Here is a 22734-nt window from a genome sequence, read left to right as displayed (position 1 = left end):
TCCGGCGCGCATCTGTCGTCGGAATACTTAGTCGTAATCGGCAAGCCGCAGCCCGGTGAACTGCCAGCGGTGGTGCGGATAGAAGAAGTTGCGATAGGTGGTACGGCTGTGGCCTTGCGGAGTTGCAAGCGAGGAGCCGCGCAGCACCAGCTGGTTGACCATGAACTTGCCGTTGTACTCGCCGAGCGCGCCTTCGACGGCGCGATAGCCGGGGTAGGGCGCGTAGGAGCTGCGGGTCCATTGCCAGACGAGGCCGAAGGCGTCGTTGAGCTGGCCAGCGCGGGCCGCGACCTCCCATTCCATCTCGGTCGGCAGGTGTTTTCCGGACCAGCGCGCGAACGCATCCGCTTCGTAATAGCTGATGTGGCAGACCGGCGCGTCCGGATCGACCGGCTTGAGGCCGGCCAGCGTCATCACCTGCCATGCGCCGTCGACCTCGCGCCAATAGCCGGGGGCTTGCCAGTCTTCCTTGCTGGCCGCGGCAAAGCCGTCCATCAGCCACAGGGTTGCGGTCCGGTAGCCGCCGTCCTGCATGAAGGCGAGCCACTCGGCATTGGTGACCAGATTGCGGGCGATCCTGACCGGGCCGACCAGGGCGCGGTGCGCCGGCTTCTCGTTGTCGAAATGAAAGCCGTCGTCGACATGGCCGACGGTGTGGATGCCTTCGTTCAGCGTCAGCCAGTCATCGCCGCCGCGCGTTGCGGCCGGGAAGCGCCAGGCCGGGTCATACGCCGGATAGATCGGGTTCTGCGCAAAGGCATGCAGGATGTCGGTGAACATCAGCTCCTGATGCTGCTGCTCGTGATTGAGCCCGACCTCGACCAGCGGCGCGATTGCGCGGAGCTTGTCCGCGCCCGCCTCGCGGAAGAATTTGCTGACCGCCGTATCGACGTATTTGCGATAGGCGCCGACCTCGTCGGCGCTGGGGCGGGTGATGTCGCCGCGATGATTGCGAGCATGTCGCGGGCCGGCGCTGACGTAGTAGGAATTGAACAGGAACGCGAAATCGGGGTGGAAGGGCCGGTAGCCCGCAGCATGCTCGCCGAGCAGGAATTGCTCCCAGAACCAGGTCGTATGGGCCCGGTGCCATTTGGTCGGGCTGGCATCCGGCATGGACTGGATCTGCTGGTCCTCGGGCGACAGCGGTGCGGCCCGGCGTTCGGTCTCATTGCGGACAGTCGAGAACGCCGCTTCCAGCCGCTGGGCGAGTTCGTCCTCGCGGGAGGACGGTGACGAACGCAGGGAGGCCGTGGCTGAGGCTTGTTTCGTCACGTTTTTCTCCAGACAGGACAAGAGAACGTTGTTCGCACGACCCGGTTCCATGAACAGGGTTCGTCCTAGATAGGGGCTCCGTTACGGTATGAAAGTCCTCTGCGGCGATGATATTGATGTCATCAGCCTATGGACCCGGCTGGGGTCAATCCGGCCGCGGGGACCCGTCGCCGCCATTTTACTTTGGATGCACAACGGTTTGGGCTACATATATGGGCAGGTATCGGGTTAAATCGGCTGAGCCGGCCCGAAGCAATTGGTGAGGGCTCTGCCCCAGAAGGACACGGATATGAGCATCGCGGAATTCATCGACAATGAAGTGAAGTCGAACGACGTGGTTCTGTTCATGAAGGGGACGCCGCAATTTCCGCAGTGCGGTTTCTCCGGCCAGGTGGTCCAGATCCTCGACCATATCGGTGTCGGCTATAAGGGGCTCAACGTTCTCGAATCCGCCGAGCTGCGCAACGGCATCAAGGAATATTCGAACTGGCCGACCATCCCGCAGCTCTATGTGAAGGGCGAGTTCATCGGCGGCTGCGACATCGTCCGCGAGATGTTCCAGGCCGGCGAATTGCAGCAGCTCTTCTCCGAGAAGGGCGTCGTCGTCGCGGCCTGACACGTGACCGTGCTGACGCGCCGGATTGGCGGCGCGGAGCTCGAGGTCATCGTCGCCGATATCACCACACTCGGCGTTGACGCCATCGTCAACGCCGCGAACACGTCGCTCCTTGGGGGGGGCGGCGTGGATGGCGCGATCCATGACGCCGCTGGTCCCGAGCTTCTCGCCGAATGTCAGACGCTCGGGGGATGCCCGACCGGCGATGCCAAGATCACGAAGGGCTATCGTCTGCCCGCCCGATACGTGATCCATGCCGTCGGTCCGGTCTGGCACGGCGGCACTCGCGGCGAGGCGGCGGCACTTCGTTCCTGTTACCGCCGTGCGCTGGAGCTCTCCCAGGCCAATGGGCTGACTTCGCTGGCGTTCTCCGCGATCTCGACCGGCGTATATCGTTTTCCTGCCGACCAGGCGGCAAAGATCGCGGTCCATGCCGCCATCGAAGCCCTGCCTGCTGCGCCGCTGGTTGCGCACGTCATATTTTGTTGTTTCTCGGAGGCAAGCGCCGCCCTCCATTCGGATGTCTTGGCGCGGTACGGCAGCCCTTGTGCCTGATGACGCGGTCGGTACACTCCGAGGCGCCATGTTCCGGGGAGGGGATATGATTTCACAATTTGGACTGCGTGCGCTCGCCTGCGGCGCGTTGGTGTCGCTTGCCGCGATCTCGCCGGCGCGCGCGGAGGGCACTTACGAGATTCCGGCCGGCGCACGTTTCAACCAGGAGAAGCTCGGCAGGATCACCGAGTTCTTCAAGAACGAGGTTGCGACGGGCAAGATCGCCGGTGCAAACGTGCTGATCCAGCAGCATGGCAAGCCGGTCTATCACGAAGTCTTCGGCGTTCAGGACGTGGTCAGCAAGGCTCCGATCACGGACAAGACCATCTTCCGCCTGTTCTCGATGACCAAGGCGATCACTGCGGTGGTCTCGATGCAATTGGTCGAGGAGGGCAAGATCAAGCTGGACGATCCCGTCTCGAAATACATTCCCTCCTTCGCCAATGTGAAGGTCGGTGTCGAGAAGAAGGCGGAGGACGGCACGAAATCGCTCGAGCTGGTGCCGCCGAAGCGGCCGATGACCGTGCACGATCTGATGACGCACACCTCGGGCATCACCTACGGCTTCTACGGCGACAGCCTGGTCCGCAAGGCCTATCGCGAGGCCAACATCTATGCCGGCGACTTCGATCTGGCCGAGTTCGCCGAACGCATCGCCAAGCTGCCGTTGCACAACCAGCCGGGCGCGCTCTGGCAATACGGCCACTCGACCGACGTGCTGGCGCGTGTGATGGAGGTCGCCGCCGGCAAGCCGCTGATCGACATCATGCGCGAGAAGCTGCTCGATCCTCTCGGCATGGTCGATACCGGCTTCTTGGTCACGGACCCCGCGAAGCAGAAGCTTCTGGCCCAGCCCGTGCCGAACGATGCCGATTTCCGCGTCGGCCGCATCAATGATCCGACGGTCGTCAAGAAGATCCAGTTCGCCAGCGGCGGCATGGTCACGACCATGGCGGATTACAGGCGCTTTTCGCAGATGCTGCTCAATGGCGGCAGTCTCGACGGCAAGACCATCCTCAAGCCCGAGACGTTCAAGCTGATGACCACTGATCAGGTCGGCCCCGGCTCCGGCGTCGAGCGCGACTATTTCTATTTCCCCGGCGACGGCTTTGGCTTCGGCCTTGGGCTTGCGGTCCGTACCGAGCCCGGCAACGCCAAGCCGCCGCCGCCCGGAAACCTCGGCGAACTGAAGTGGGACGGCGCCTCCGGCTGCTATTTCGTAATCGACCCCAAGCAGGACATGTTCTTCGTGCTGCTGGAGCAGACCCCGAGCGAGCGCCAGCGCGTGCAGCGGACATTGAAGCAGCTGGTTTATGAAGCCATGGAGAAGTGACATGAACGGGCGCCGCGCGCTGTTCGCGGCGCTCGTTCTTTTGTTCGGCGCCGTAAGTGCGCGGGCGGGCTCGGAGGGCCGCGCGCACAGATTCATGCCCGAAGGCCTGGCAAAAGTCTCCGACTACATCAGGAATGAGATCGCGACCGGCAAATTTCCGGGAGCGATTCTGCTGCTCCAGCAACACGGCAAGCCGGTCTACTGCGAGAATTTCGGCGTCCGCGACGTCGCGACCCAACTTTCGATGAGTGCGGACACGATCTTCCGCCTCTATTCGATGACCAAGCCGATCACCTCGGTCCTGGCGATGATGCTGGTCGAGGAGGGTAAGCTTGCGATCAGCGATCCCGTCTCGAAATACATTCCGGCCTTTGCCGGCATGAAGGTCGGCGTCGAGAAGAAGGCCGAGGACGACAAGGTCTCGCTGGAGCTGGAGCCGCTCAAACGCCCGGTGACGATCGAGGATTTGATGCGGCATACCGCCGGGATCCCTTATGGCTATTATGGCGGGGACCTGGTGAACAAGCTCTACGCCGACGCCGGACTGTTCGACAGGAATTCGACCAATGCCGAATTCGTCGCGAAGATCACCGCGCTTCCGCTCGCCGAACAGCCCGGCACGATCTGGGACTACGGCCACTCCACCGACGTGCTCGGGCGCATCATCGAGGTGATCTCGGGGACATCGCTGCTCGAGTTCGCGAAGACGCGGCTGCTCGACCCACTCGGGATGAAGGACACGGAATTCTACCTCGCCGATCCCGCCAAATGGCCGCGTATCGCCGAGCCGATGCCGCAGGATCGGGCGATCAGCCCGATCACGCAGGTTCGCGATATCAGGAAACCGCTGCGATGGGAGTCGGGCGGCGGCGGCCTCGTCGGCACGGTCGGCGATTATGCCCGCTTCTCGCAAATGCTGCTCAACGGCGGCACGCTTGAAGGTCGACGTTATCTGAAGCGGGAAACCATCGCCTTGATGGCGAGGGATCATATCGGTCCCGAAACCCGCGTCGAGCGCGACAAGCACTACTATCCGGGTGAGACCAGCGGCTACGGCCTCGGCTTCGCCGTACGTACCGCAGTGCCGCCGGGCACGAACTGGCCGCTTGGCGAATATCGCTGGGACGGCGTTGGCGGCACCTTCTTCTTCATCGATCCCGAAGACGACCTGTTCGGAATCTTCATGGTGCAGACCCCCTCGCAGCGCGGCCGGATCCAGCTCGAGCTGAAGACGCTGATCTATCAGGCGATGGGGCGGTGAGACCTCTCCCCCTTTGCGTAGCCGGATGGAGCGAAGCGCAATCCGGGACGTCCTCACCGCGTGGATAGATCCCGGATTTCGCTGCGCTCCATCCGGGCTACGGGGCTGAGCTTTACGCCCCGCGCACGATCTCGCGCACGTACCCGATCGTCTCCTCGATCTGGCTCGCATTGACGTCCAGATGGGTGCAGGCGCGGATGCGGCCGTCCATCATCGCGAGCGTCACGCCGCGCTGACGGAGGGCCGAGACCATCTTGTCGCCGGGAATGCCGGCGCCGTCGGGCTTGAAGAACACGAGATTGGTCTCGGGCTCCTGCACCTCCATGCCCGAGATCTGCGACAGGCCGCGGGCGAGCGCGCGCGCATTGGCGTGGTCGTCGGCCAGGCGCTCGACGTGGTGGTCGAGAGCATAGATGCACGCTGCGGCGCAGATGCCGGCCTGCCGCATCGAGCCGCCGAGCCGCTGCTTCCACTGCCAGACCGCGTCGATGAAGGCGCGCGAGCCTGCGAGCACGCCGCCGATCGGTGCGCCCAGGCCCTTGGAGAAGTCGATCCAGGCCGAGTCCCAGCCCGCGGTCATGTCGCGCGGCGAGATGCCGCTCGCAACCGTGGCGTTGAGCAGGCGCGCGCCGTCCATGTGGGTGACGAGGCCGTGCTGCCTGGCGATCGCGACGATCTCATCGAGCACCGCCTTCTTCCAGATCGTGCCGCCGCCGATATTGGCGGTCTGCTCGACACTGACGACGGTCTGCGGCGGCTGGTAGCGGGTGCGCGGATGCAGCGCCTTGCGAAGAGTCTCCGGCGTGAACTGGCCATCGGGGCCCTTGAGCTGGGTGACCTGGAAACCGCCGATCGCGGCATGCGCGCCGCCTTCGCGCGCGATGATATGCGCGGTCTCATGGGCGAGGATCTCGTCGCCGGGGCGGCAATGCACCAGCGTCGCGGTGACGTTGCACATCGTGCCCGAGGGCATGTAGACCGCAGCTTCCTTGCCGAGCAGATCGGCCACGCGCTCGCACAGCGCGTTCACGGTCGGATCGTCGCCGACCTGTTCGTCGCCGACTTCCGCCCGCGCCATCGCCTCCCGCATCCCTGCCGTCGGCTTGGTCTGCGTGTCCGAGAGCAGATTGATGCGCACCGGCGGCGCCTTGGGATCGACGGGGGGAGGGGTGTAGAGCATGGCGTGTCTCATCTCTAGTCGAACAATTGCGACGTATTGCGTGCGTGCCCCGATGACCTGTACTAGCCACGAGAGCGTTGAGCGACGCGCTGTCGCGCGGCAAGGAGGCTGTCGTCTGGCGTGTCTGCTGTGAAGATATTGCAATCGGGCAGAGCGAACAGCCCCTGATATCGGCAGATCTGCTCGGCGCGGGAGAGGGCCTCCCACGCGCGAAGCGCCGCTTCAGTCGGCGTTGCAGAAGGCAGAGTGTTGGCGAACTGGTCGGCCGCGCGAGACATCGATGACATGCTACCAAACAAAAAGGCCCCGGAGAACCGGAGCCTTTTGAATGTCGATCTGCCGAAACTTATCAGCGCGAATAGAATTCGACGACCAGATGCGGCTCCATCTGCACCGGGAACGGCACGTCGGAGAGGCCGGGGATGCGGGCGTACTTCGCGGTCATCTTGCCGTGGTCGACTTCGAGATAGTCCGGGACCTCGCGCTCGGGAAGCTGGCTGGCTTCGAGCACGTGGGCGAGCTGCTTGGAGGCTTCCTTGACCTCGACCACGTCGCCGACCTTGAGCTGATAGCTCGAAATGTTGACCTTGCGGCCGTTCACCTTGATGTGGCCGTGGTTGATGAACTGGCGTGCGGCGAAGATCGTGGAGACGAACTTGGCGCGGTACACGACCGCGTCGAGACGACGCTCCAGCAGGCCGATCAGGTTCTCGCCGGTGTCACCCTTGAGGCGGCTGGCCTCGACATAGATGCCGTGGAACTGGCGCTCGCTGATGTTGGCGTAATAGCCCTTCAGCTTCTGCTTGGCGCGCAGCTGCACGCCGAAGTCGGAGAGCTTGCCCTTGCGGCGCTGGCCATGCTGGCCGGGGCCGTATTCGCGGCGGTTGACGGGACTCTTCGGGCGGCCCCAGATGTTCTGGCCCATACGGCGATCGATCTTGTACTTCGCCTCACTGCGCTTAGTCATCGCGTCCTCTTCAGGTCATGGTTTGAGGAAACGCGCCCTCCTGTGTGACGGGATGATCCCGGCACCGACAGGTCCGATCCCCAAAGCTTAAGGGAGAGGACCACGGGTCGCGAAACGCTTCGCGGGCCGAAATCGGCCCGCGAGCAGGCGGCTTTTAGGGGAGTTTGGGGTTGGCTGTCAATTCTTTAGCCTGTCATTCCGGGACCTGCGACGACGGTATTCTTATGTCCTGACCGCCCGGACCGGCTTTGACCCCGCCGCCCGCAATTCGGCAGCAATTTCAGTGTTCAGGACCTGTTCCAGCCGGGTCAGGACCCGCGCGATCGGGGCGGCGTCGGTGACGCGGTGGTCCCAGCGGATCACGACATGGATGGTCTGATCTGGCTCGACCAGCCCATAGCTCAGGACAAAGGGGCCCGGCGTGATCGGGTGGAGCTCGCCGCCGCCGTAGGCGGCGACCGAGCTTACCGCAAAGCTGCCGAACCAGTTACCGCGCTGACGGCCGAAATTCAGACCGATGGCCAAGGACAGGCGCCGCAATGGCAACGGCAGGCGGGTCGCCCGCATGATCTTGCGGTACATCGGAACATCCTCGATCGGGGCCGTCTTGCCGCGTCGGATTTCCGCATCGACTTCTGCCAGCGAAAGAGCCTCGGGACCCGCGATTCGCTGCAGCAGCACGCATTCCTCGCCATCCTCGACCCGCGCGATCGCGACCGTCGCCACGCTCTTTGGAAGCTCATACAGAGCCGGCCAGGGCCATTTAACGTAAAGGGTGCGCAGGATCGGCTCGTCCTTTGCAACCAGGGCGAAAGCCTTGACGAACATCGCGGCCCAGCCGGCGGGCGCGGCCGCGTCCGCGCGGGCCTCCAGCAGGGGGCGGATATTGAGCGAACGGGCCAATGAAACGAAAGGTACGCCCTTCGAGGCGTGCATGAGGTCGCAGATCACACGACGACGCAGCGAAATGGTCTTGGGCGTCCCGCGCATAGGCCTCCGGTTCCAAATCAAAAGATCAAAATATGTGCAACGAGCGGGGCCCGCCTGCTCGCTCTAGCACGAACCAACCCGCTTGGGGCCGGTCGGTTCGCCGCACCGAGCAGCGCCAAAGATGGACCCCCTTTAGACCAAAAAATCATCCATTTTCAATGATTTATATCTCGATCAGGCGCTCTTGGTCGCGTCGGTCGGTCATGCGTCGATCGGCCCGATCAGCGCCTGACCCCCTCGTAGGCCGCCATGATGCCGCGCTGGAACAGCGACCAGTCGAAGCCCAGCGCAATCGCGCGGTAGCCGCGGTCGATCAGCGCATTGGCCTGATCGGCGGTGCGCGCCACCCCGCCGATCGGCACCCCGCTCTTGAGGATGCCCGCCTCGGCGCGCGCGATCAGGTCCAGCAATTGCCGATCATCCATCTGGCCGCGCTTGTTGATGGAGGTGGCGAGATCGCCGGGACCGATGACCGCGACGTCGATACCGGGCGTTGCCATGATCTCGTCGATGCGATCGACCGCATCGACGTGCTCGATCGTGATCATGCAGATCATCTCGTCGTCGGCAGAGGCCATGTAATCAGGCATCGACTGGCCCCAGCGGAACGGCGCGTGGAAGGGACCCCAGAGCCGATCGCCGCGCGGCGGGTAACGCACGCTGCGCACCGCTTTCTCGGCATCCGCGCGGCTCGTGATCATCGGGAAGTTGATGCCGAAGGCACCGATGTCCATCGGCGCTTTCGCCAGCCACGGCTCGTTGGCGGCGATCCGCACCAGAGGCGTGCACGGCGTGCCCGTGGTCGCGGCGATCATCGCGTGGGCTTCGGTCAATCCGATCGGGCCGTGCTCGAGATCGACGATGATCCAGTCGAGCGAGCGCGCCATGATCTGCACCATCTGCACGCTCGGGATGGTCGCGATCGCACCGAAGGCGGGGCGACCCTCGCGCCAGAGCTGGCGGAGGCGGTTCAGCGGCTTTGCGGGGACCGACATGGAAAATCCTGCGGGACGATGGCGACGGCAAAGCCTAGCAGCGCGCCGCCAGTGCGCAAGCTCAGGCCACCGCGCGTCCGCCGAAGAACGGCGTCAGCGTGGCGCTGAGACCATGCACGCGGTTCGATGTAAAAATCATCTCGGCGCCGGACTGCGCGATGCCGCCGGTCGGCGGGCCGAGCAGGTCGGAGACGCGACGGGCGATCGCGGGCGCCGGATCGATCCAGTCGACCGGCCAGGGCGCGAGCTTCTTCATCCGGTCCAGCAGAAGCGGGTAGTGCGTGCAGGCGAGCACCACAGTGTCGGTGCGCGCGCTCGCATCCGAGGCGTCGCCGACGAAGCAGGGAGCGAGCTCGGCGAGGATGGCTTCGTCGCTGATCGGGCTACCGCCGAGCGCGGCTTCGGCCAGCGAAGCGAGCTCGGGCGAGCCGACCAGCGTCACCTCGCATCCTTGTGCGAAATCGCGGATCAGCGCCTTGGTGTACTCGCGCTTCACCGTGCCCTTGGTGCCGAGCACCGAAACGCGGCGGGTCCTGGACTGCGCACAGGCCGGCTTGATCGCCGGCACCGTGCCGACGAAGGCTACGGAATAGGCGGCGCGCAAGTGAGACAGGACCAGGGTGGACGCCGTGTTGCAGGCGATGACGACGAGGTCTGGACTATGCCGGCCGATCAGCTCCCCCATCAGCGGCACGACGCGGGCGATGATCTCGTCCTCGCTGTGGTGGCCATAGGGGAAGAAGGCGTCGTCGGCGACGTAGACGTAATGCGCGTCGGGCCGCGCCGCCACGACCTCGCGGAGCACCGTGAGCCCGCCAAGGCCGGAATCGAACACCAGGATCGTCGGAGAATTGGTCACGTCGCCACCCTAGCCCGGCATGGTTACCATTCGGTTTTTAGGGCGATTTTGCGGCGATCCCGCAAAGACCGGGGGGCGTCTCGTGTCACGGACGCGCTGCGTCGTCATCCCCGGCGTCAGATCGGCCGCGCGGCGCTCACGCGATCCTGTTGGTGGTGGTCCCGCGCTCGGTTGCCAGCTGCTTCTGCAGGCGATCGATGTTCTGCAACAGGCGCTGGCTGGTCAGCACCAGGAAGTAATAGCCGAATTGCGGATCCTGGAAGTAGATCTCGAGCAGCCGGTCATAGGTGATGGTCAGCACCTGGCCGTCCTCGATGCATTCGACCGTCCCCGTGCGCCGGTTGTCCGGCGTGAGGAAGCCGAGCTCGCCCATCAGCGCCCCGGGGCCGATCTCGACGTTGATCTCCTTGACCAGGAACTTGCCGGTGACGGTGAGGAACATTTCGTTGGCTGGGTCACGCATCTTGAAGAGGATGTCGCCGCGCCGGTATCTGCGCTCGGTCATGAATGGCTTGAGCCATTCGATCGACATGTCCCCTTCGGCCGCATGGCGCGCCTTCTTGACCAGCTTCAGCATCTGCCGCAGGCGCAGCGCGTTGATCGGAAGCATCAGGAGATAGAGCAGGAACGTCGCGACGTTGGCGGAGAGCGCGCCGAAAAGAGCGAAGAACGCGCAGCCGATCATGTTGGCGACGCGCAGCGGCACCATTGTCCGCATCAAGAGGGTGGCGACGAAGAAGACCGCCCCGACCACGGCGAACAGATTGGCGAGCGTGATGTTGTGGACGAAGATCTCCAGGAGCCGGTTGAAGATCGCCTCGTAGGTGACGCTGTCGGGATCGAGCCCCATCTGGACCAGGATTTTCGCGATCCTGAGGTTGTCCGTGGCCGCTTCGAGGATGCGGTCGAGGATCGACGAAACGTCTGCGCTGCCGGACGGCATGGTACTAACCCCACGTAAGGCATTCAGTCCTGGTCGGCACCCGTATAGCCGAAATCGAATGACGACCGCTTGAATGACGCTTCCGGCCATCGTGCCGCAAGGGGCAAATTTTAGCCTGATCGGGCGTTTCGGCAATTGCCCGTTGGTTGCGCGTCCGGCCGCGCAGGCCCGTGATTCGGGCCAGCCGTGCGGGCTTGGGCGTCGCTGACGGGCCCGAAGCGACCTTCGTTTACGGCTTGGCGGCGGGTTGCACGACCCGCTGCTCGACGAGGCCGAGCCGCCCCGGCAGAGAGCCGGCGCGCAGCAGCATGGCGACGCTGTTGGCCTCTTCCAGGGTGAAATTGCCGGAAATCTGGCCGGAGCCGCCGGTGATGGGCTCGCGGATCACGGGCGCGGAGATCACCTTGTCGTCGAGCACGATGGCAAAAGGCTTTCCGACATTCTCTGCCGTGATATGGGCGAAGCGCCGCGTGCCGCGGCCGTTGAAGCGGAACGATGCGATCGGCTCCTTGCTGTCGCCGGTAAATCCCGGGCCGGCATAGCTGATCTCGCCGCCCTCGAGCGCGCTGTCCTTGGCGACGAGATAAGGAAGCTTGTCCTTGAAGCCGAGCAGGACTTCCGTGCCCGCCGGCGGCGTGCCCGATTGCGCCTGCTCTGCGGACATCGAGAGGTCGATCAGGCGGAAGCCGACCTTGACCTTCCTGGCGAAGATCGCGGTGATTTGCTCGGGCTCCATCAATCCGGGCAGCAAGATGCGGATACGGTCCATTCCCTCGGGCTGGACGCTGGCGAGCTTGACGCCGGCGTCCTTGAGGCGCTGCTCGATCATGGCGATGGAATCTTCGACGAGATCGCGCAGCCGCGCGGCGGATGCGGCATCGGTCGGCGCGAGCCTGAGCAGCCCGTCGCCGGCGTCGGTGACGTTGAGCGCGTGTGTCGGCAACCCCTCCGCCGCCGCGACGAGCTTGCGCGTGAACTGTTCGCGGCCTTTGCCGTCAGCGATCTTCACGTCGACGCCGCCGTCGCGGATCGCAAGTCCGGAGAACGCGATGCGGCCCTCGCGCAGGATCTTGTAAACGTCGTCGCGCAAATCCGTGACGACCGCCTCCCGCAAGGCATCGGTGTCGACCCTGTAGACGATCCGCGATCCGCCCAGCTTCTCCATCTTGTCGGCGATGAAGGCGGCAACCTTGACCCGCACCTTGTCGAGCTGGCTGTCGGCAAGCGCGGCGCCGGGCAGGGCGATCGCGGATACCATTGTGAACGCAGCGACCAGCCGTGCGATCCGGTTCCGCAGGGGCGTCGTCATGATGACCTCGAGTCTTGCGGCAGGGCGCTGGCGAGTGAATTCAGTGGCAGTTCTTGGTCCCTCGATCAGGCGCAGAGGTTCAAGTGGCGCAGCCGGTAGGCAATGGACGAACGGCAAATCATCCATCATTCTGGTCCGGCTCGGCCGAACACGGCCGAGACCTCGCCGAACCAAACTGTCAAAAGATACGGCGGCGGGGACATGCATCTGAGGGAGGACGGAATTCATGGCGGGCATCCACGCGCTCGATCGGTTGATCGGCAACGACTATCCGGAACTGTTGACGGACGAGGAGGTCCGGGCGTTCGAGCAGGTCCCCTACGCCGACCGCGTCACGGCCGAGAGCACCTATGACGCCATCAGGCTTGGTGCCGAGCGCAATCCCGACGGGGCGGCGATCCAGTTCCTGCAAAATGCCGATCCCGCCGACGCGCCGCTGGTCGTCACGCACCGCGATTTCATCGCGCGCGTCACCCAGGCCGCCAACATGTTTCACGCGCTCGGCGCCGAGAAGGGCGACGTCATCAGCTTCATGCTGCCCTTGGTGCCGGATGCGTTCGTCACTCTGTTCGGCGCCGAGGCCGCCGGCATCGCCAATCCCGTCAATCCGCTGCTCGAGCCGCACCAGCTCGCCGAAATCCTGGAAGCTGCGAACACCAAGATCCTGGTGGCGCTCGGGCCGATGCCGGGCACCGACATCTGGCAGAAGGTCGAGCAGATCCGCCCGCATCTGAAGCATCTGAAAGCCATCGTGCAGGTGTTCGGCGGCGGCGATCCGGCCGATGGCATCTTCGCCTTCAGCGACCTGATCAAGCAGCAGCCGTCGGATCGGCTGGTCAGCGGGCGCAAGATTCGCGGCAGCGACATCGCAGCCTATTTCCACACCGGCGGCACCACGGGTACGCCCAAGCTGGTGCGGCATACCCATGCCAACCAGGTCTATCAGGCCTGGGCACTCAATCTGCTGTTGAAGGGCAAGCCCGGCGCCAACCTGCTGTTCGGCATGCCGCTGTTTCACGTCGGTGGATCGCTGACCCAGGTGCTGACGACGCTGTCGGGCGGGGGCTCGCTGGTCGTGCTGTCGCCGAGCGGCTGGCGCAACCCGAATGCGGTGAAGAACATCTGGCAGCTCGTCGAGCGCTTCAAGCCCGAAGCGCTGTCGAGCGTGCCGACCGTGCTCGCCGCGACGCTCGCGGTGCCGCCGGGGAATGCGGATATCTCGAGCCTGAAATATGCGGCCGGCGGCGGCTCGGCGATTCCGGTCGCGGTCGGCTCGGCGATTCAGGAGACGCTGAAGCTGCCGGTGGTCGAGGTCTACGGCATGACCGAGACCTCGAGCGTGCACACGCTCGCTTATCCGGGCCGGCCGATCCGGCTCGGCTCGGTTGGCCTTCCCATGCCCTATGCGCGCGTGCGCATCGTGCAGCTCGACGCCGACGGCCGCCTGATCCGCGACTGCAAGCCGGACGAGATTGGTGTCGTCATCATGGCCGGGCCCGGCGTGTTCGGCGGCTATCTCAACGACGAGCACAACAAGGGTGCCTTCATTGACGGGGTCTGGGTCAATTCCGGCGATCTCGGGCGGCTCGATGCCGACGGCTATCTGTGGATCACCGGCCGCGCCAAGGATCTCGTGATCCGCGGCGGCCACAACATCGATCCGGCGCCGATCGAGGAGATCATGTTCCGCCATCCCGCCGTCGGCTTCGCCGCGGTGGTTGGCCAGCCCGACGCTTACGCCGGCGAATTGCCGGTAGGCTACGTGCAGTTGAAGCCCGGCGCAAAGGTTGAGCCGGGCGAGCTGGAAGCCTGGGTGCGCGAGCGCACGCCGGAGCGCGCCGCCGTTCCTGTGCAGGTCATTCCGATCGATCCAATGCCGGTGACGGGCGTCGGCAAGGTGTTCAAGCCGCAGCTGCGCTGGGACGCGGCCGAACGCGTGTTCACCAAGGTGCTGGCGCCGCTGGTCGAGCGCGGCATCGATTGCAAGGTGAAGGTCGGTCCGCACGGCAGCCACGGCTCGATCGCGACCGTCACGCTGACGGGCCTGCCGGCTGGGCAGCGCGAAGCGGTGGAGGGGGAGGTGCACGCACTGCTCGCACCCTTCGTGATGCGCCACGAGGTGGTGCAGGCGTAGGTCCGCGCCTGCGGGGCGAGGGCTGACTGCATTAGCTATAAGCCGCGATCGAGGCGTTTATGTGATGGGCCTCACATAGAAAAATTTGGCTTTCGTCGGCGCTCCGAATAGTCTCAGGAAATTGCATCCGAGGGGGCTGCAGTGATTCCGTTTCGGCTATTTGGTTTATTGATTTTTGCGACCTTACTGGCCTGCGGATCGGCACACGCCGATCGGCGGGTCGCGCTCGTCATCGGCAATTCCGCTTACAAGAGCGCGCCCAAGCTCACCAATCCCGCGAACGATGCCACGCTGATCGGCGGCATGTTCAAGAAGGCCGGCTTCGATTCCGTCGATGTCAGGCTGGATCTCAGTGCGAGCGAGATGCGGCGCATGTTGCGCGAGTTCGCCGGCAGGTCACGCGATGCGGACATGGCGGTGATCTACTATGCCGGCCACGGCATCGAGCTCGACGGCAACAATTATCTCATTCCGACCGACGCGACGCTGGAGACGGATGGCGACGTTCTCGACGAAACCATTCCTGTCGAGCGCGCATTGTTCGCGGTCGAGCCGGCCAAACAGCTGCGCCTGATCATCCTCGATGCCTGCCGCGATAACCCCTTTGCGAAGACGATGAAGCGCACGCTGGCCTCGCGGGCGATCGGACGCGGCCTCGCTAAGGTCGAGCCAACCAGCCCGAACACGATGATCGCCTTCGCCGCGAAGGCCGGCTCGACCGCATCCGACGGCGATTCTCGCAACAGTCCGTTTGCTGCCGCGCTGGTCGAGCACCTGCCGAAGCCGGGCCTCGATCTGCGCAAGGCGTTCGGCTTCGTGCGCGACGACGTGCTCAAGAGCACCGGCTACAAGCAAGAGCCCTATGTCTATGGCTCGCTCGGCGGCGACGACGTGCCGCTCGTAATGAAGCCGGCCGCAACCGGTCCGCAGGCAAATCCCCAGGACGCGGTTCGCAGGGACTACGAGCTCGCGCTCCAGCTTGCGACGCGCGATGCCTGGGAAGCCTTTTTGGCGACCTATCCGGACGGCTTCTATGCCAGCCTCGCCAAGGGGCAGTTGAACAAGATCGGTGCCGAAGAGACGCGTCTGGCTGCCGAGCAAAAGGCCAAGGCGGCCGAGCAGGAAAAGGCAAGGCTTATCGCCGAGCGCGCCCAGAAAGCCGAGCAGGAGAAGGCGGCTGCTGCTGCGAAGGCCGCTGAAGAGGCGCGAATCGCTGCGGAGAAGCAAAAGCAGATTGAACAGGCCAGGGCGGAAGCGGCCGAGCAGCAGCGCAAAGCTGCCGAGGCGGCGGCCGCGAAAGCGCTGGCCGAGAAACAGGCGGCAGAGAGGGCCAAGGCCGAGCTGGCGGCCAAGCAGGCCGCCGAGAAAGCGGAGCAGGCCGCCAAGCCGGCCGCCGATCGGCAGATGCCCGAAGTCGAGAACCAGAAAGTGGCTGCGCTCTCGCCCGGACCCACATCCACATTATCGGCGGCCGAGCTTTCCAAATCGGTACAAAGCGAACTGCGCCGCGTCGGTTGCCTGACCTCGTCTGCGGAAAGCGAGTGGAGCTCGGCCGCGCAGCGCTCGCTGACGCTGTTCAACAAATATTCCGGCACCAAGTTCGACGTGAAGCTGGCCAGCGTCGACGCACTCGATGCTTTGAAGGCCAAGCCGGGACGGGTTTGTCCGCTGGTGTGCAATTTCGGATTCAAGGCCGACGGCGACCAATGCGTGAAGATCACCTGCCGGGCCGGTTATCGTGTCAACGACGATAACGAATGCGAAAAGGTGCAGGAGAAGAAGCCGGTTGCGACGCGCGAGAATTCCAGACCGCGAGACCATGAGCGGAAGGCAAGCGAGTCCGCGCCGTCAAAACCGCAGGCGACCGGTCAGGTCTTTTGCAACAGTGCAGGGTGCCGGCCGGTCCGGCAGGGTTGTCGGCTCGAGACGTGGGGCAATAGGACTGCCGGCCAAACGGCCGGCGGCGGCACCAGCATGGTCGAAGTCTGCAACTGAGCTGGTGATTGCCCGCCTGCTACCCCGCAGGCATTCGTGTTTCCACCAGCCGCGCCCAGAACGAGGCGCCGTGACCCAGAATGTTGTCGTTGAAGACGTAAGCCGGGTGGTGACACTCGTTGCCGTCGCCCATGCCGACCAGCACCATCGCGCCGGGGCGTGCTTCCAGCATGAACGAAAAGTCCTCGGCGCCCATCATCGGGACGAACTTGTCGTTGACGCGCTCAGTGCCGACGATGTCGCGCGCGACGTCGGCGGCGAGTGCGGCCTCGCGGGCATGGTTCATCGTCACCGGATACATCCGCGTGTATTTCGTTTCGGCCGAGCCACCATAGGCGCGGGCGATGCTGTCGGCGACTTCGCCGATGCGGCGTTCGACGAGATCGCGCACTTCGGGGTCGAGCGTGCGCACGGTGCCGGCGAGCTCGGCGACCTCCGGGATGATGTTGAAGGCGGTGCCGGAGTGGAATTGTGTGATCGAGATCACCGCCGATTTCAGCGGATCGACGTTGCGCGCCACGATCGATTGCAGCGCGTTCACGATTTGCGAGCCGATCAGCACGCTGTCGACAGATTTGTGCGGACCGGCGCCGGCGTGGCCACCCTTGCCGCGGACCGTGATCTGGATGTTGTCGGAGGAGGCGAGCATCGCACCCGGCGTGGTGGCGAAATGGCCCTCGGGCAGGTTCGGCATGTTGTGCATGCCGTAGACCTCCTGGATGTTCCAGCGCGTCATCAGTCCGTCCTCGACCATCGCCTTGCCGCCGCCACCGCCTTCCTCGGCGGGCTGGAAGATCATCACGGCCGTGCCGTCGAAATTGCGCGTCTCGGCGAGATATTTGGCCGCGCCCAGCAGCATCGCGGTGTGGCCGTCATGGCCGCAGGCGTGCATCTTGCCGGGGACCTTCGAGGCATAAGACACGCCCGACGTCTCCATGATCGGCAGCGCGTCCATGTCGGCGCGCAGGCCGATGGTCTTGCCGGAGGCCGACTTGCGGCCGCGGATCACGCCGACCACGCCGGTGCGGCCGATGCCCGTCACCACCTCGTCGCAGCCGAATTCGCGCAAGCGATCGGCGACGATGCCGGCGGTGCGGTGGACTTCGTAGAGCAGCTCGGGGTTCTCGTGGAAGTCATGGCGCCAGGCGGCCATTTCGTCGGAGAGGGCGGCGACGCGGTTGACGATGGGCATGAGGGAATCCGCTTTCTGGTTGTCGTTTGTAGGGTGGGTTAGCCCCGTGGATGCGCAAGCGCATCCACTTGGCGTAACCCACCACGGTTTCCGTGGGAGCGAAAGAGGTGGGTTACGCCCAGCGGACTGCGCTTCGCGCAGGCCGCACGGCTAACCCACCCTACGATCCTACGCTTCCCCGAACACGCGCTTGAAGATCGTGTCGACGTGCTTGAGGTGATAGCCGAGGTCGAACTGCTCCTCGATCTCGGCGTCGGTGAGATATGTCTTCACCTCACTGTCCTTCTTCAGCAGCTGAAGGAAGTCGCCTTCGCCGCGCCAGACCGGCATGGCGTTGCGCTGCACGAGCTTGTAGGCGTCCTCGCGGCTGGCGCCCTTCTGCGTCAGCGCCAGCAGCACGCGCTGCGAATGCACGAGGCCGCCGAGGCGGTCGAGGTTCTTTTGCATGTTGGCGGGATAGACCAGCAGCTTGTCGATCAGGCCGGCGAGGCGCACCAGCGCGAAGTCGAGCGTCACGGTGGCGTCCGGGCCCATCATGCGTTCGGCCGAGGAGTGCGAGATGTCGCGCTCGTGCCAGAGCACGACGTTCTCCAGTGCCGGCGTCACATAGGCGCGCACCATGCGGGAGAGGCCGGTGAGGTTCTCCGACAGCACCGGGTTGCGCTTGTGCGGCATGGCAGAGGAGCCCTTTTGTCCCTCCGAGAAGAACTCTTCGGCCTCGAGCACCTCGGTGCGCTGCATGTGGCGGATCTCCACGGCAATGCGCTCGATCGAGGAGGCGATCACGCCGAGGGTCGAGAAATACATCGCGTGACGGTCGCGCGGGATCACCTGGGTCGAGATCGGCTCCGGCACGAGTCCCATGGCCTTGGCGACATGCTCTTCGACGCGCGGATCGATCTGCGCGAAGGTGCCGACGGCGCCGGAGATCGCGCAGGTCGCGACCTCCTTGCGCGCCGCGATCAGACGGTCCTTGGCACGGGTGAATTCGGCATAGGCATAAGCGAGCTTGAGGCCGAAGGTGACGGGCTCGGCATGGATGCCGTGGCTGCGGCCGATAGTCGGCGTCATCTTGTGCTCGAAGGCGCGCTTCTTCAGCGCGGCCAGCACCTTGTCGAGGTCGGCGAGCAGCAGGTCGGCGGCGCGGGTGAGCTGGACGTTGAGGCAGGTATCGAGCACGTCGGAGGAGGTCATGCCCTGGTGCACGAAGCGCGCCTCGGGGCCGACGATCTCGGCGAGGTGGGTGAGGAAGGCGATGACGTCGTGCTTGGTCTCGCGCTCGATCTCGTCGATGCGGGCGACGTCGAAGATGGCGTCCTTGGCCTTGGCCCAGACCGTCCGGGCGGCCTCCTTGGGGATGGTCCCGAGCTCGGCGAGGGCGTCCGCCGCATGCGCCTCGATCTCGAACCAGATCTTGAACCGGGTCTGCGGCTCCCAGATCGAGGCCATTTCCGGGCGGGTGTAGCGGGGGATCATGGGGCGGCTCCAGGAAGGTGGGCGGGCGGTCCCGAGAACGGCGGCGCCGGCCAAAATGCTTTTTACGCCGTGATGTAACAGAGCAGGCAGGGCGAAACAAACGGTCTGGGCCCCGGAAGAAGGGCATCGCCGACCTTTCCACCGGACCGGCCGGCCGGGATGGCGGCGCTTGGCCGCAGATATTAACTGTCAATCACGGATCATTGACTGACAGATATTGAAATCTGTCAGCGAGACGTGTATATCCGTTCTCGGACGCTCCGATTGGGCGTCCCGCGACAAGCCCCGGGGAGCCCGACATCCGAGCCACGCTCGGATCGGAGGGCGGATTGAAGAGCGGGGACCGCGGACGAATGGAGACTTAGACAATGACGACCGAAATCCTCAATTTCACTGGCGTGATTGGGCATTGGCTCAATTTGCTGGTGGCGCGCCAGATCGCGGCGCAGGCTGCAAAACTGCCGCATTAAGGCATAGGCTTTCCGAAACGACCGGCCAGGGCGCTTCGGAAGCAGCCCTACTGCCGGAGTAAACTGAGCCCTGAACGGGAACATGGTGCTGGCATGAATGAAGCCGTTGTCTTGACGCCGGAGCGGATCCTCGAAGTCACCGAGGACGTGCTCAGGCGTTACGGACTTGCCAAGGCCACCGTGGTCGACGTTGCCCGTGCGCTCGATGTGAGCCACGGCAGCGTCTACCGTCATTTCCCCAGCAAGGCCTCGCTGCGCGAGGCCGTTGCCAAGCGCTGGCTGGACCGCATCGACGCGCCGCTCCGCGCGATCGCGGAGGAGAAAGGGCCGGCTCCCGTGCGGCTCGACCGCTGGCTGCGGACGCTGTTTGCCGCCAAGCGTTCGCGCGTCCTCGACGACCCCGAGATGTTCGAGACCTATCTGACCTTGGCACGCGAGGCCTGTGCGGCGGTCAAGTGTCACAAGGACACCATGATCGACCAGATCGCGGCGATCCTGACCGATGGCGTCAGGAAGGGCGAATTTGCCGTAGGCGACGTCAAGGCGACCGCGCGCGCGATCTTCGATGCGACCGTCCGCTTCCACCATCCCGCCCATGCCGACGAGTGGAAGGACGCCGATCTCTCCGCGCGCGTCGATGCGACGCTGGCGCTGCTGCTGCGCGGGTTGAAGGCGGCCTGAGGCCCCAAGGACTGAGCCGCGTGCCGCCGATCAGCCTCTTGCCTTGTGAAGAAGGGCGCCGTCGCGCAGCGACGGCGAGTGCCTTCGCGCGTTGAGCGCCGGGTCGGACGACGGCACCACCGGCGGACTATCCGGATAGGCGTTGACTGCGATTTCGACGGCGTCCTTCGACCGCTTTCGAAGCCGGTAGAATGTCAGCTCCTGATCGAACATCGGGCAGCGAAAGTGGACGACGGCCGTGTCGGGCAGGCGGCAAAGTTCGTCGATGAGCTCGCCTACCGTGATGATTGGGGGATGGTCGACTGCTTTGTGGTGACCCTTACTCATGACCCTTTACTCCTTCTCTGCCGTACCAACCGGCGCCGGATCGGAACCGTTCCTATTTCGCCAGCAGATTGAGGAGCGTCGAGGGATCGGGTAGTGCGGCAGCTTTGCTGCTAGATCCTCGTCAGCCCGCAGGTCGCGGCGAGCCGCACCAGCTGCGCATCGGTGCGCGCGCCGGTCTTCGACTTGATCAGGTAGTGATAGTTTTGCACGGTCTTGACGCTGAGATTGAGATGCGCCGCGATCTCTTCGGTGGTGGCGCCGCCGGCGAACTGGCGCAAAATCTCGATCTCGCGCTCGCCCAACTGGTCCAGCACCGAGCCGGTCGGCGACAGGCTGTCCTCCGCCAGCACATGTGCGATGTCATCGCTCATGGCGCGCTCGCCGCGGGCGACGCTGCGAATGGCGTTCACGACCGCGGACGGCTCGCTGCTCTTGGTGACGAAGCCGGAGGCGCCAGCGCCGAAGGCCGCCTTCACCAGCACGGCCTCATTGTGCATGGTGAAGACGAGAATGCGCGCCCGCGGGCTGCGGGCGCGGATGTTGCGGATCGCCTCCAGCCCGCTCGCGCCGGGCATCGAAATGTCGAGCACCACCACGTCGGGGTCATGCGCCTTGAACGCGCCGTAGGCGTCGGCGGCGTTGTCGGCTTCCGCCACGACATGCAAATCGCCCTGGCTCTCCAGCACGCGCCGATAGCCTTGCCGCACGATCGGATGGTCGTCGACCAGCAGCACGGAGATGCCTGTTGCCGCCACCTCGTTCATTCCGGCCTCATGCAGCGAGCGGAATGGTGGCGGCGATGCTGAGGCCGCGGTTCGCGGGCAGGATCGACAGCGATCCGCCGGCGGCCGTGACGCGCTCGCGGATTCCGGTGAGGCCGAAGCCGGCCGATTGCGCGACGCGCTCCGCATCGCCGCCGCCGTCGTCCTCGACGCGGATCAGCAGCGCATCGTCCTCGCCGGCGCGCCGCTCGACGCGGAGCGAGATCTCGCGCGCTGCACTGTGGCGCAGCGCGTTGGTCAGGCATTCCTGTGCGACCCGATAGGCGGTGGTGGCGGCCGGGCCGCTGATGTCGGTGAGGTCGCCCCTGAGATCGAGCTGGATCGCCGGCCGCGCGGCGCTGTGCGAGCGCCAGCTGTCGACGAGATTGACCAGGCTCGCCTCGAGCCCGAGCTCCTCCGGCAGCGGATTGCGCAGCCGGTTCAGCGCGTCGCGCAGCGAGGCCATCAGATGGTGCGTCGCCTGCGAGATCATGCGCGCGTCCTGCGCGATCCCATCATCCTTGTGCTGCTTCGTACTCGCCGTCTCGATCGTGTTGGCGAAGGCGAGAATGGCGGATAGATTCTGCCCGAACTCGTCGTGCAGCTCGCGGGCGAGCGCGCGGCGCTCGTCGTCGCGGATCTCGATCAGGCGGCGCGTCAGCGCGGCGCGCTGCTCGGTCGCTTCCTCCAGCCGGCCGCCGAGCTCGCCGACGGCGCTGCCGATCATCGCCAGCTCCATCGAGCGGAAACGCGGCAGCCTGGTGCGATATTGGCCGCGCGCCATGCGCTGAAGCGCGGTGACGATCGCGCGCGCCGGCGCCAGCGCGTGCGCGATGGCAAGCGAAGCAAGCAGGGCGATCGCCGCCGCCATCAGCAGCGCGACGTCGATGACGTTGAGGACGTAGTCCCAGGCGAGCGCGATCGCGGCGGCCGCATGGGGCGTCGCAACGACGGCGCCGGCGGCTGCGGCGCGGGGACTGACGGGCCGCACCACCTCGGCGTGGCTGCCGAGGAAGCTCGGCACGATGGCGGCGAACCAGCGCGGCGGCGTCTTGCCCAGCCCCTCGCTCTGGCCGCAGAGCGGCTTCTCGAAGGCCGCGGCCGGCTGGAACTCGACGCAGACACCGGGCGAGATCAGCTTCATCGTCTCCAGCGTGCGCCACTCCGGAACCGGCAGGAGATGCTCGCGCGCCCTGCTGCTGCGCAACAACAGCTCGCGCCAATACAGCGCCTGAAGCGCCTGCGCGACCCGCTGCGCCGACGCCGCCGTCGCCCGATCGACGCTGCGATAGGCATCGAACGTGGCCCATACGGTCGCGGCTCCCAGGCACAGCGCTACGATTAGAAGCAGGCGGGCTACAAGCTGAAGCACGAGGCGCATGCGATCACCCCCGACGTTTGCTAAGGTCAGCCTAACA

At 65.1% G+C, this 22734-nt stretch carries 20 protein-coding genes; 7 read left to right on the top strand and 13 right to left on the bottom strand.

All coding sequences use genetic code 11. From position 1 onward, the window contains the following. Positions 1–27: 27 nt before the first annotated feature. Positions 28–1323 (bottom strand): ergothioneine biosynthesis protein EgtB, encoded by a 1296-nt coding sequence (egtB, locus tag N2605_RS22285; RefSeq protein ID WP_192893155.1) that lies wholly within the window; start codon positions 1321–1323, stop codon positions 28–30. A gap of 238 nt (positions 1324–1561) precedes the next feature. Between egtB and grxD the strand changes: the two genes are divergently transcribed. From grxD to N2605_RS22265, 4 genes are read left to right on the top strand one after another with little or no spacing between them, the layout of a single operon-like run. Beyond that, on the top strand, positions 1562–1888 hold the full coding sequence (gene grxD / locus N2605_RS22280; RefSeq protein WP_018647423.1) for a Grx4 family monothiol glutaredoxin: 327 nt from the start codon (positions 1562–1564) through the stop codon (positions 1886–1888). A gap of 3 nt (positions 1889–1891) precedes the next feature. After that, the gene (locus N2605_RS22275) at positions 1892–2443 is read left to right on the top strand and encodes an O-acetyl-ADP-ribose deacetylase (protein ID WP_109143232.1); all 552 of its coding nucleotides are present in this window, start codon (positions 1892–1894) and stop codon (positions 2441–2443) included. A gap of 46 nt (positions 2444–2489) precedes the next feature. Beyond that, positions 2490–3776: a serine hydrolase domain-containing protein gene (locus N2605_RS22270; RefSeq protein WP_036012922.1), complete on the top strand. Its 1287-nt coding sequence runs from the start codon at positions 2490–2492 to the stop codon at positions 3774–3776. A gap of 1 nt (position 3777) precedes the next feature. Beyond that, the gene (locus tag N2605_RS22265) at positions 3778–5037 is read left to right on the top strand and encodes a serine hydrolase domain-containing protein (RefSeq protein ID WP_260343179.1); all 1260 of its coding nucleotides are present in this window, start codon (positions 3778–3780) and stop codon (positions 5035–5037) included. A gap of 112 nt (positions 5038–5149) precedes the next feature. Here the strand turns inward: N2605_RS22265 and N2605_RS22260 are convergent, their stop codons facing one another. The 7 genes from N2605_RS22260 to N2605_RS22230 all read right to left on the bottom strand — a co-directional run bounded on the left by N2605_RS22260 (position 5150) and on the right by N2605_RS22230 (position 12280). Then, positions 5150–6217, bottom strand: a complete 1068-nt coding sequence (locus N2605_RS22260) for a threonine aldolase family protein (RefSeq protein ID WP_260343178.1) — start codon at positions 6215–6217, stop codon at positions 5150–5152. Positions 6218–6566: 349 nt separating this feature from the next. Beyond that, positions 6567–7184 (bottom strand): 30S ribosomal protein S4, encoded by a 618-nt coding sequence (gene rpsD / locus N2605_RS22255; RefSeq protein ID WP_036012915.1) that lies wholly within the window; start codon positions 7182–7184, stop codon positions 6567–6569. A gap of 222 nt (positions 7185–7406) precedes the next feature. Further along, positions 7407–8174, bottom strand: a complete 768-nt coding sequence (locus N2605_RS22250; protein ID WP_036012914.1) for an acyltransferase — start codon at positions 8172–8174, stop codon at positions 7407–7409. Positions 8175–8395: 221 nt separating this feature from the next. Then, the gene (locus tag N2605_RS22245) at positions 8396–9169 is read right to left on the bottom strand and encodes an HpcH/HpaI aldolase family protein (RefSeq protein WP_260343176.1); all 774 of its coding nucleotides are present in this window, start codon (positions 9167–9169) and stop codon (positions 8396–8398) included. Between the two features lie 61 nt (positions 9170–9230). Continuing rightward, a complete protein-coding gene (murI, locus tag N2605_RS22240) occupies positions 9231–10028 on the bottom strand; it encodes a glutamate racemase (protein WP_036027824.1) in 798 nt (265 codons plus the stop codon). A 136-nt stretch (positions 10029–10164) separates the two neighbouring features. Further along, positions 10165–10971, bottom strand: coding sequence for a Crp/Fnr family transcriptional regulator (locus N2605_RS22235; protein WP_036012905.1), 807 nt, complete (start codon positions 10969–10971; stop codon positions 10165–10167). Between the two features lie 229 nt (positions 10972–11200). After that, a complete protein-coding gene (locus N2605_RS22230) occupies positions 11201–12280 on the bottom strand; it encodes a SecDF P1 head subdomain-containing protein (protein WP_036012903.1) in 1080 nt (359 codons plus the stop codon). A gap of 226 nt (positions 12281–12506) precedes the next feature. On the opposite strand from N2605_RS22230, the gene N2605_RS22225 reads away from it, so the two are divergent. Together N2605_RS22225 and N2605_RS22220 are read left to right on the top strand one after the other, a co-directional pair. Next, positions 12507–14414 (top strand): acyl-CoA synthetase, encoded by a 1908-nt coding sequence (locus tag N2605_RS22225; RefSeq protein WP_036012901.1) that lies wholly within the window; start codon positions 12507–12509, stop codon positions 14412–14414. Between the two features lie 168 nt (positions 14415–14582). Further along, a complete protein-coding gene (locus N2605_RS22220; RefSeq protein WP_240538197.1) occupies positions 14583–16409 on the top strand; it encodes a caspase family protein in 1827 nt (608 codons plus the stop codon). Positions 16410–16428: 19 nt separating this feature from the next. Here the strand turns inward: N2605_RS22220 and N2605_RS22215 are convergent, their stop codons facing one another. Continuing rightward, positions 16429–17601 carry a M20 aminoacylase family protein gene (locus tag N2605_RS22215; RefSeq protein ID WP_036012899.1) on the bottom strand — a complete coding sequence of 391 codons (1173 nt, stop codon included), beginning with the start codon at positions 17599–17601 and terminating at the stop codon, positions 16429–16431. Between the two features lie 168 nt (positions 17602–17769). Beyond that, positions 17770–19077, bottom strand: a complete 1308-nt coding sequence (gene purB / locus N2605_RS22210) for an adenylosuccinate lyase (protein ID WP_260343175.1) — start codon at positions 19075–19077, stop codon at positions 17770–17772. 563 nt (positions 19078–19640) lie between these two features. Here purB and N2605_RS22205 point away from each other — a divergent pair. Beyond that, positions 19641–20228, top strand: coding sequence for a TetR/AcrR family transcriptional regulator (locus tag N2605_RS22205; RefSeq protein ID WP_192893159.1), 588 nt, complete (start codon positions 19641–19643; stop codon positions 20226–20228). Positions 20229–20258: 30 nt separating this feature from the next. Here the strand turns inward: N2605_RS22205 and N2605_RS22200 are convergent, their stop codons facing one another. The 3 genes from N2605_RS22200 to N2605_RS22190 all read right to left on the bottom strand — a co-directional run bounded on the left by N2605_RS22200 (position 20259) and on the right by N2605_RS22190 (position 22697). After that, a complete protein-coding gene (locus N2605_RS22200) occupies positions 20259–20555 on the bottom strand; it encodes a hypothetical protein (RefSeq protein WP_109143242.1) in 297 nt (98 codons plus the stop codon). A 110-nt stretch (positions 20556–20665) separates the two neighbouring features. Then, positions 20666–21319, bottom strand: a complete 654-nt coding sequence (locus tag N2605_RS22195) for a response regulator (RefSeq protein ID WP_036027820.1) — start codon at positions 21317–21319, stop codon at positions 20666–20668. A gap of 7 nt (positions 21320–21326) precedes the next feature. After that, positions 21327–22697, bottom strand: a complete 1371-nt coding sequence (locus N2605_RS22190; RefSeq protein WP_036012890.1) for a sensor histidine kinase — start codon at positions 22695–22697, stop codon at positions 21327–21329. Positions 22698–22734 lie beyond the last annotated feature (37 nt).

The organism is Bradyrhizobium yuanmingense (genome assembly GCF_025200905.1).
Classification (GTDB): domain Bacteria; phylum Pseudomonadota; class Alphaproteobacteria; order Rhizobiales; family Xanthobacteraceae; genus Bradyrhizobium; species Bradyrhizobium yuanmingense.
Note: the sequence above shows the minus strand (reverse complement) of the source record. Positions and strands in the feature narration are given on the sequence as shown.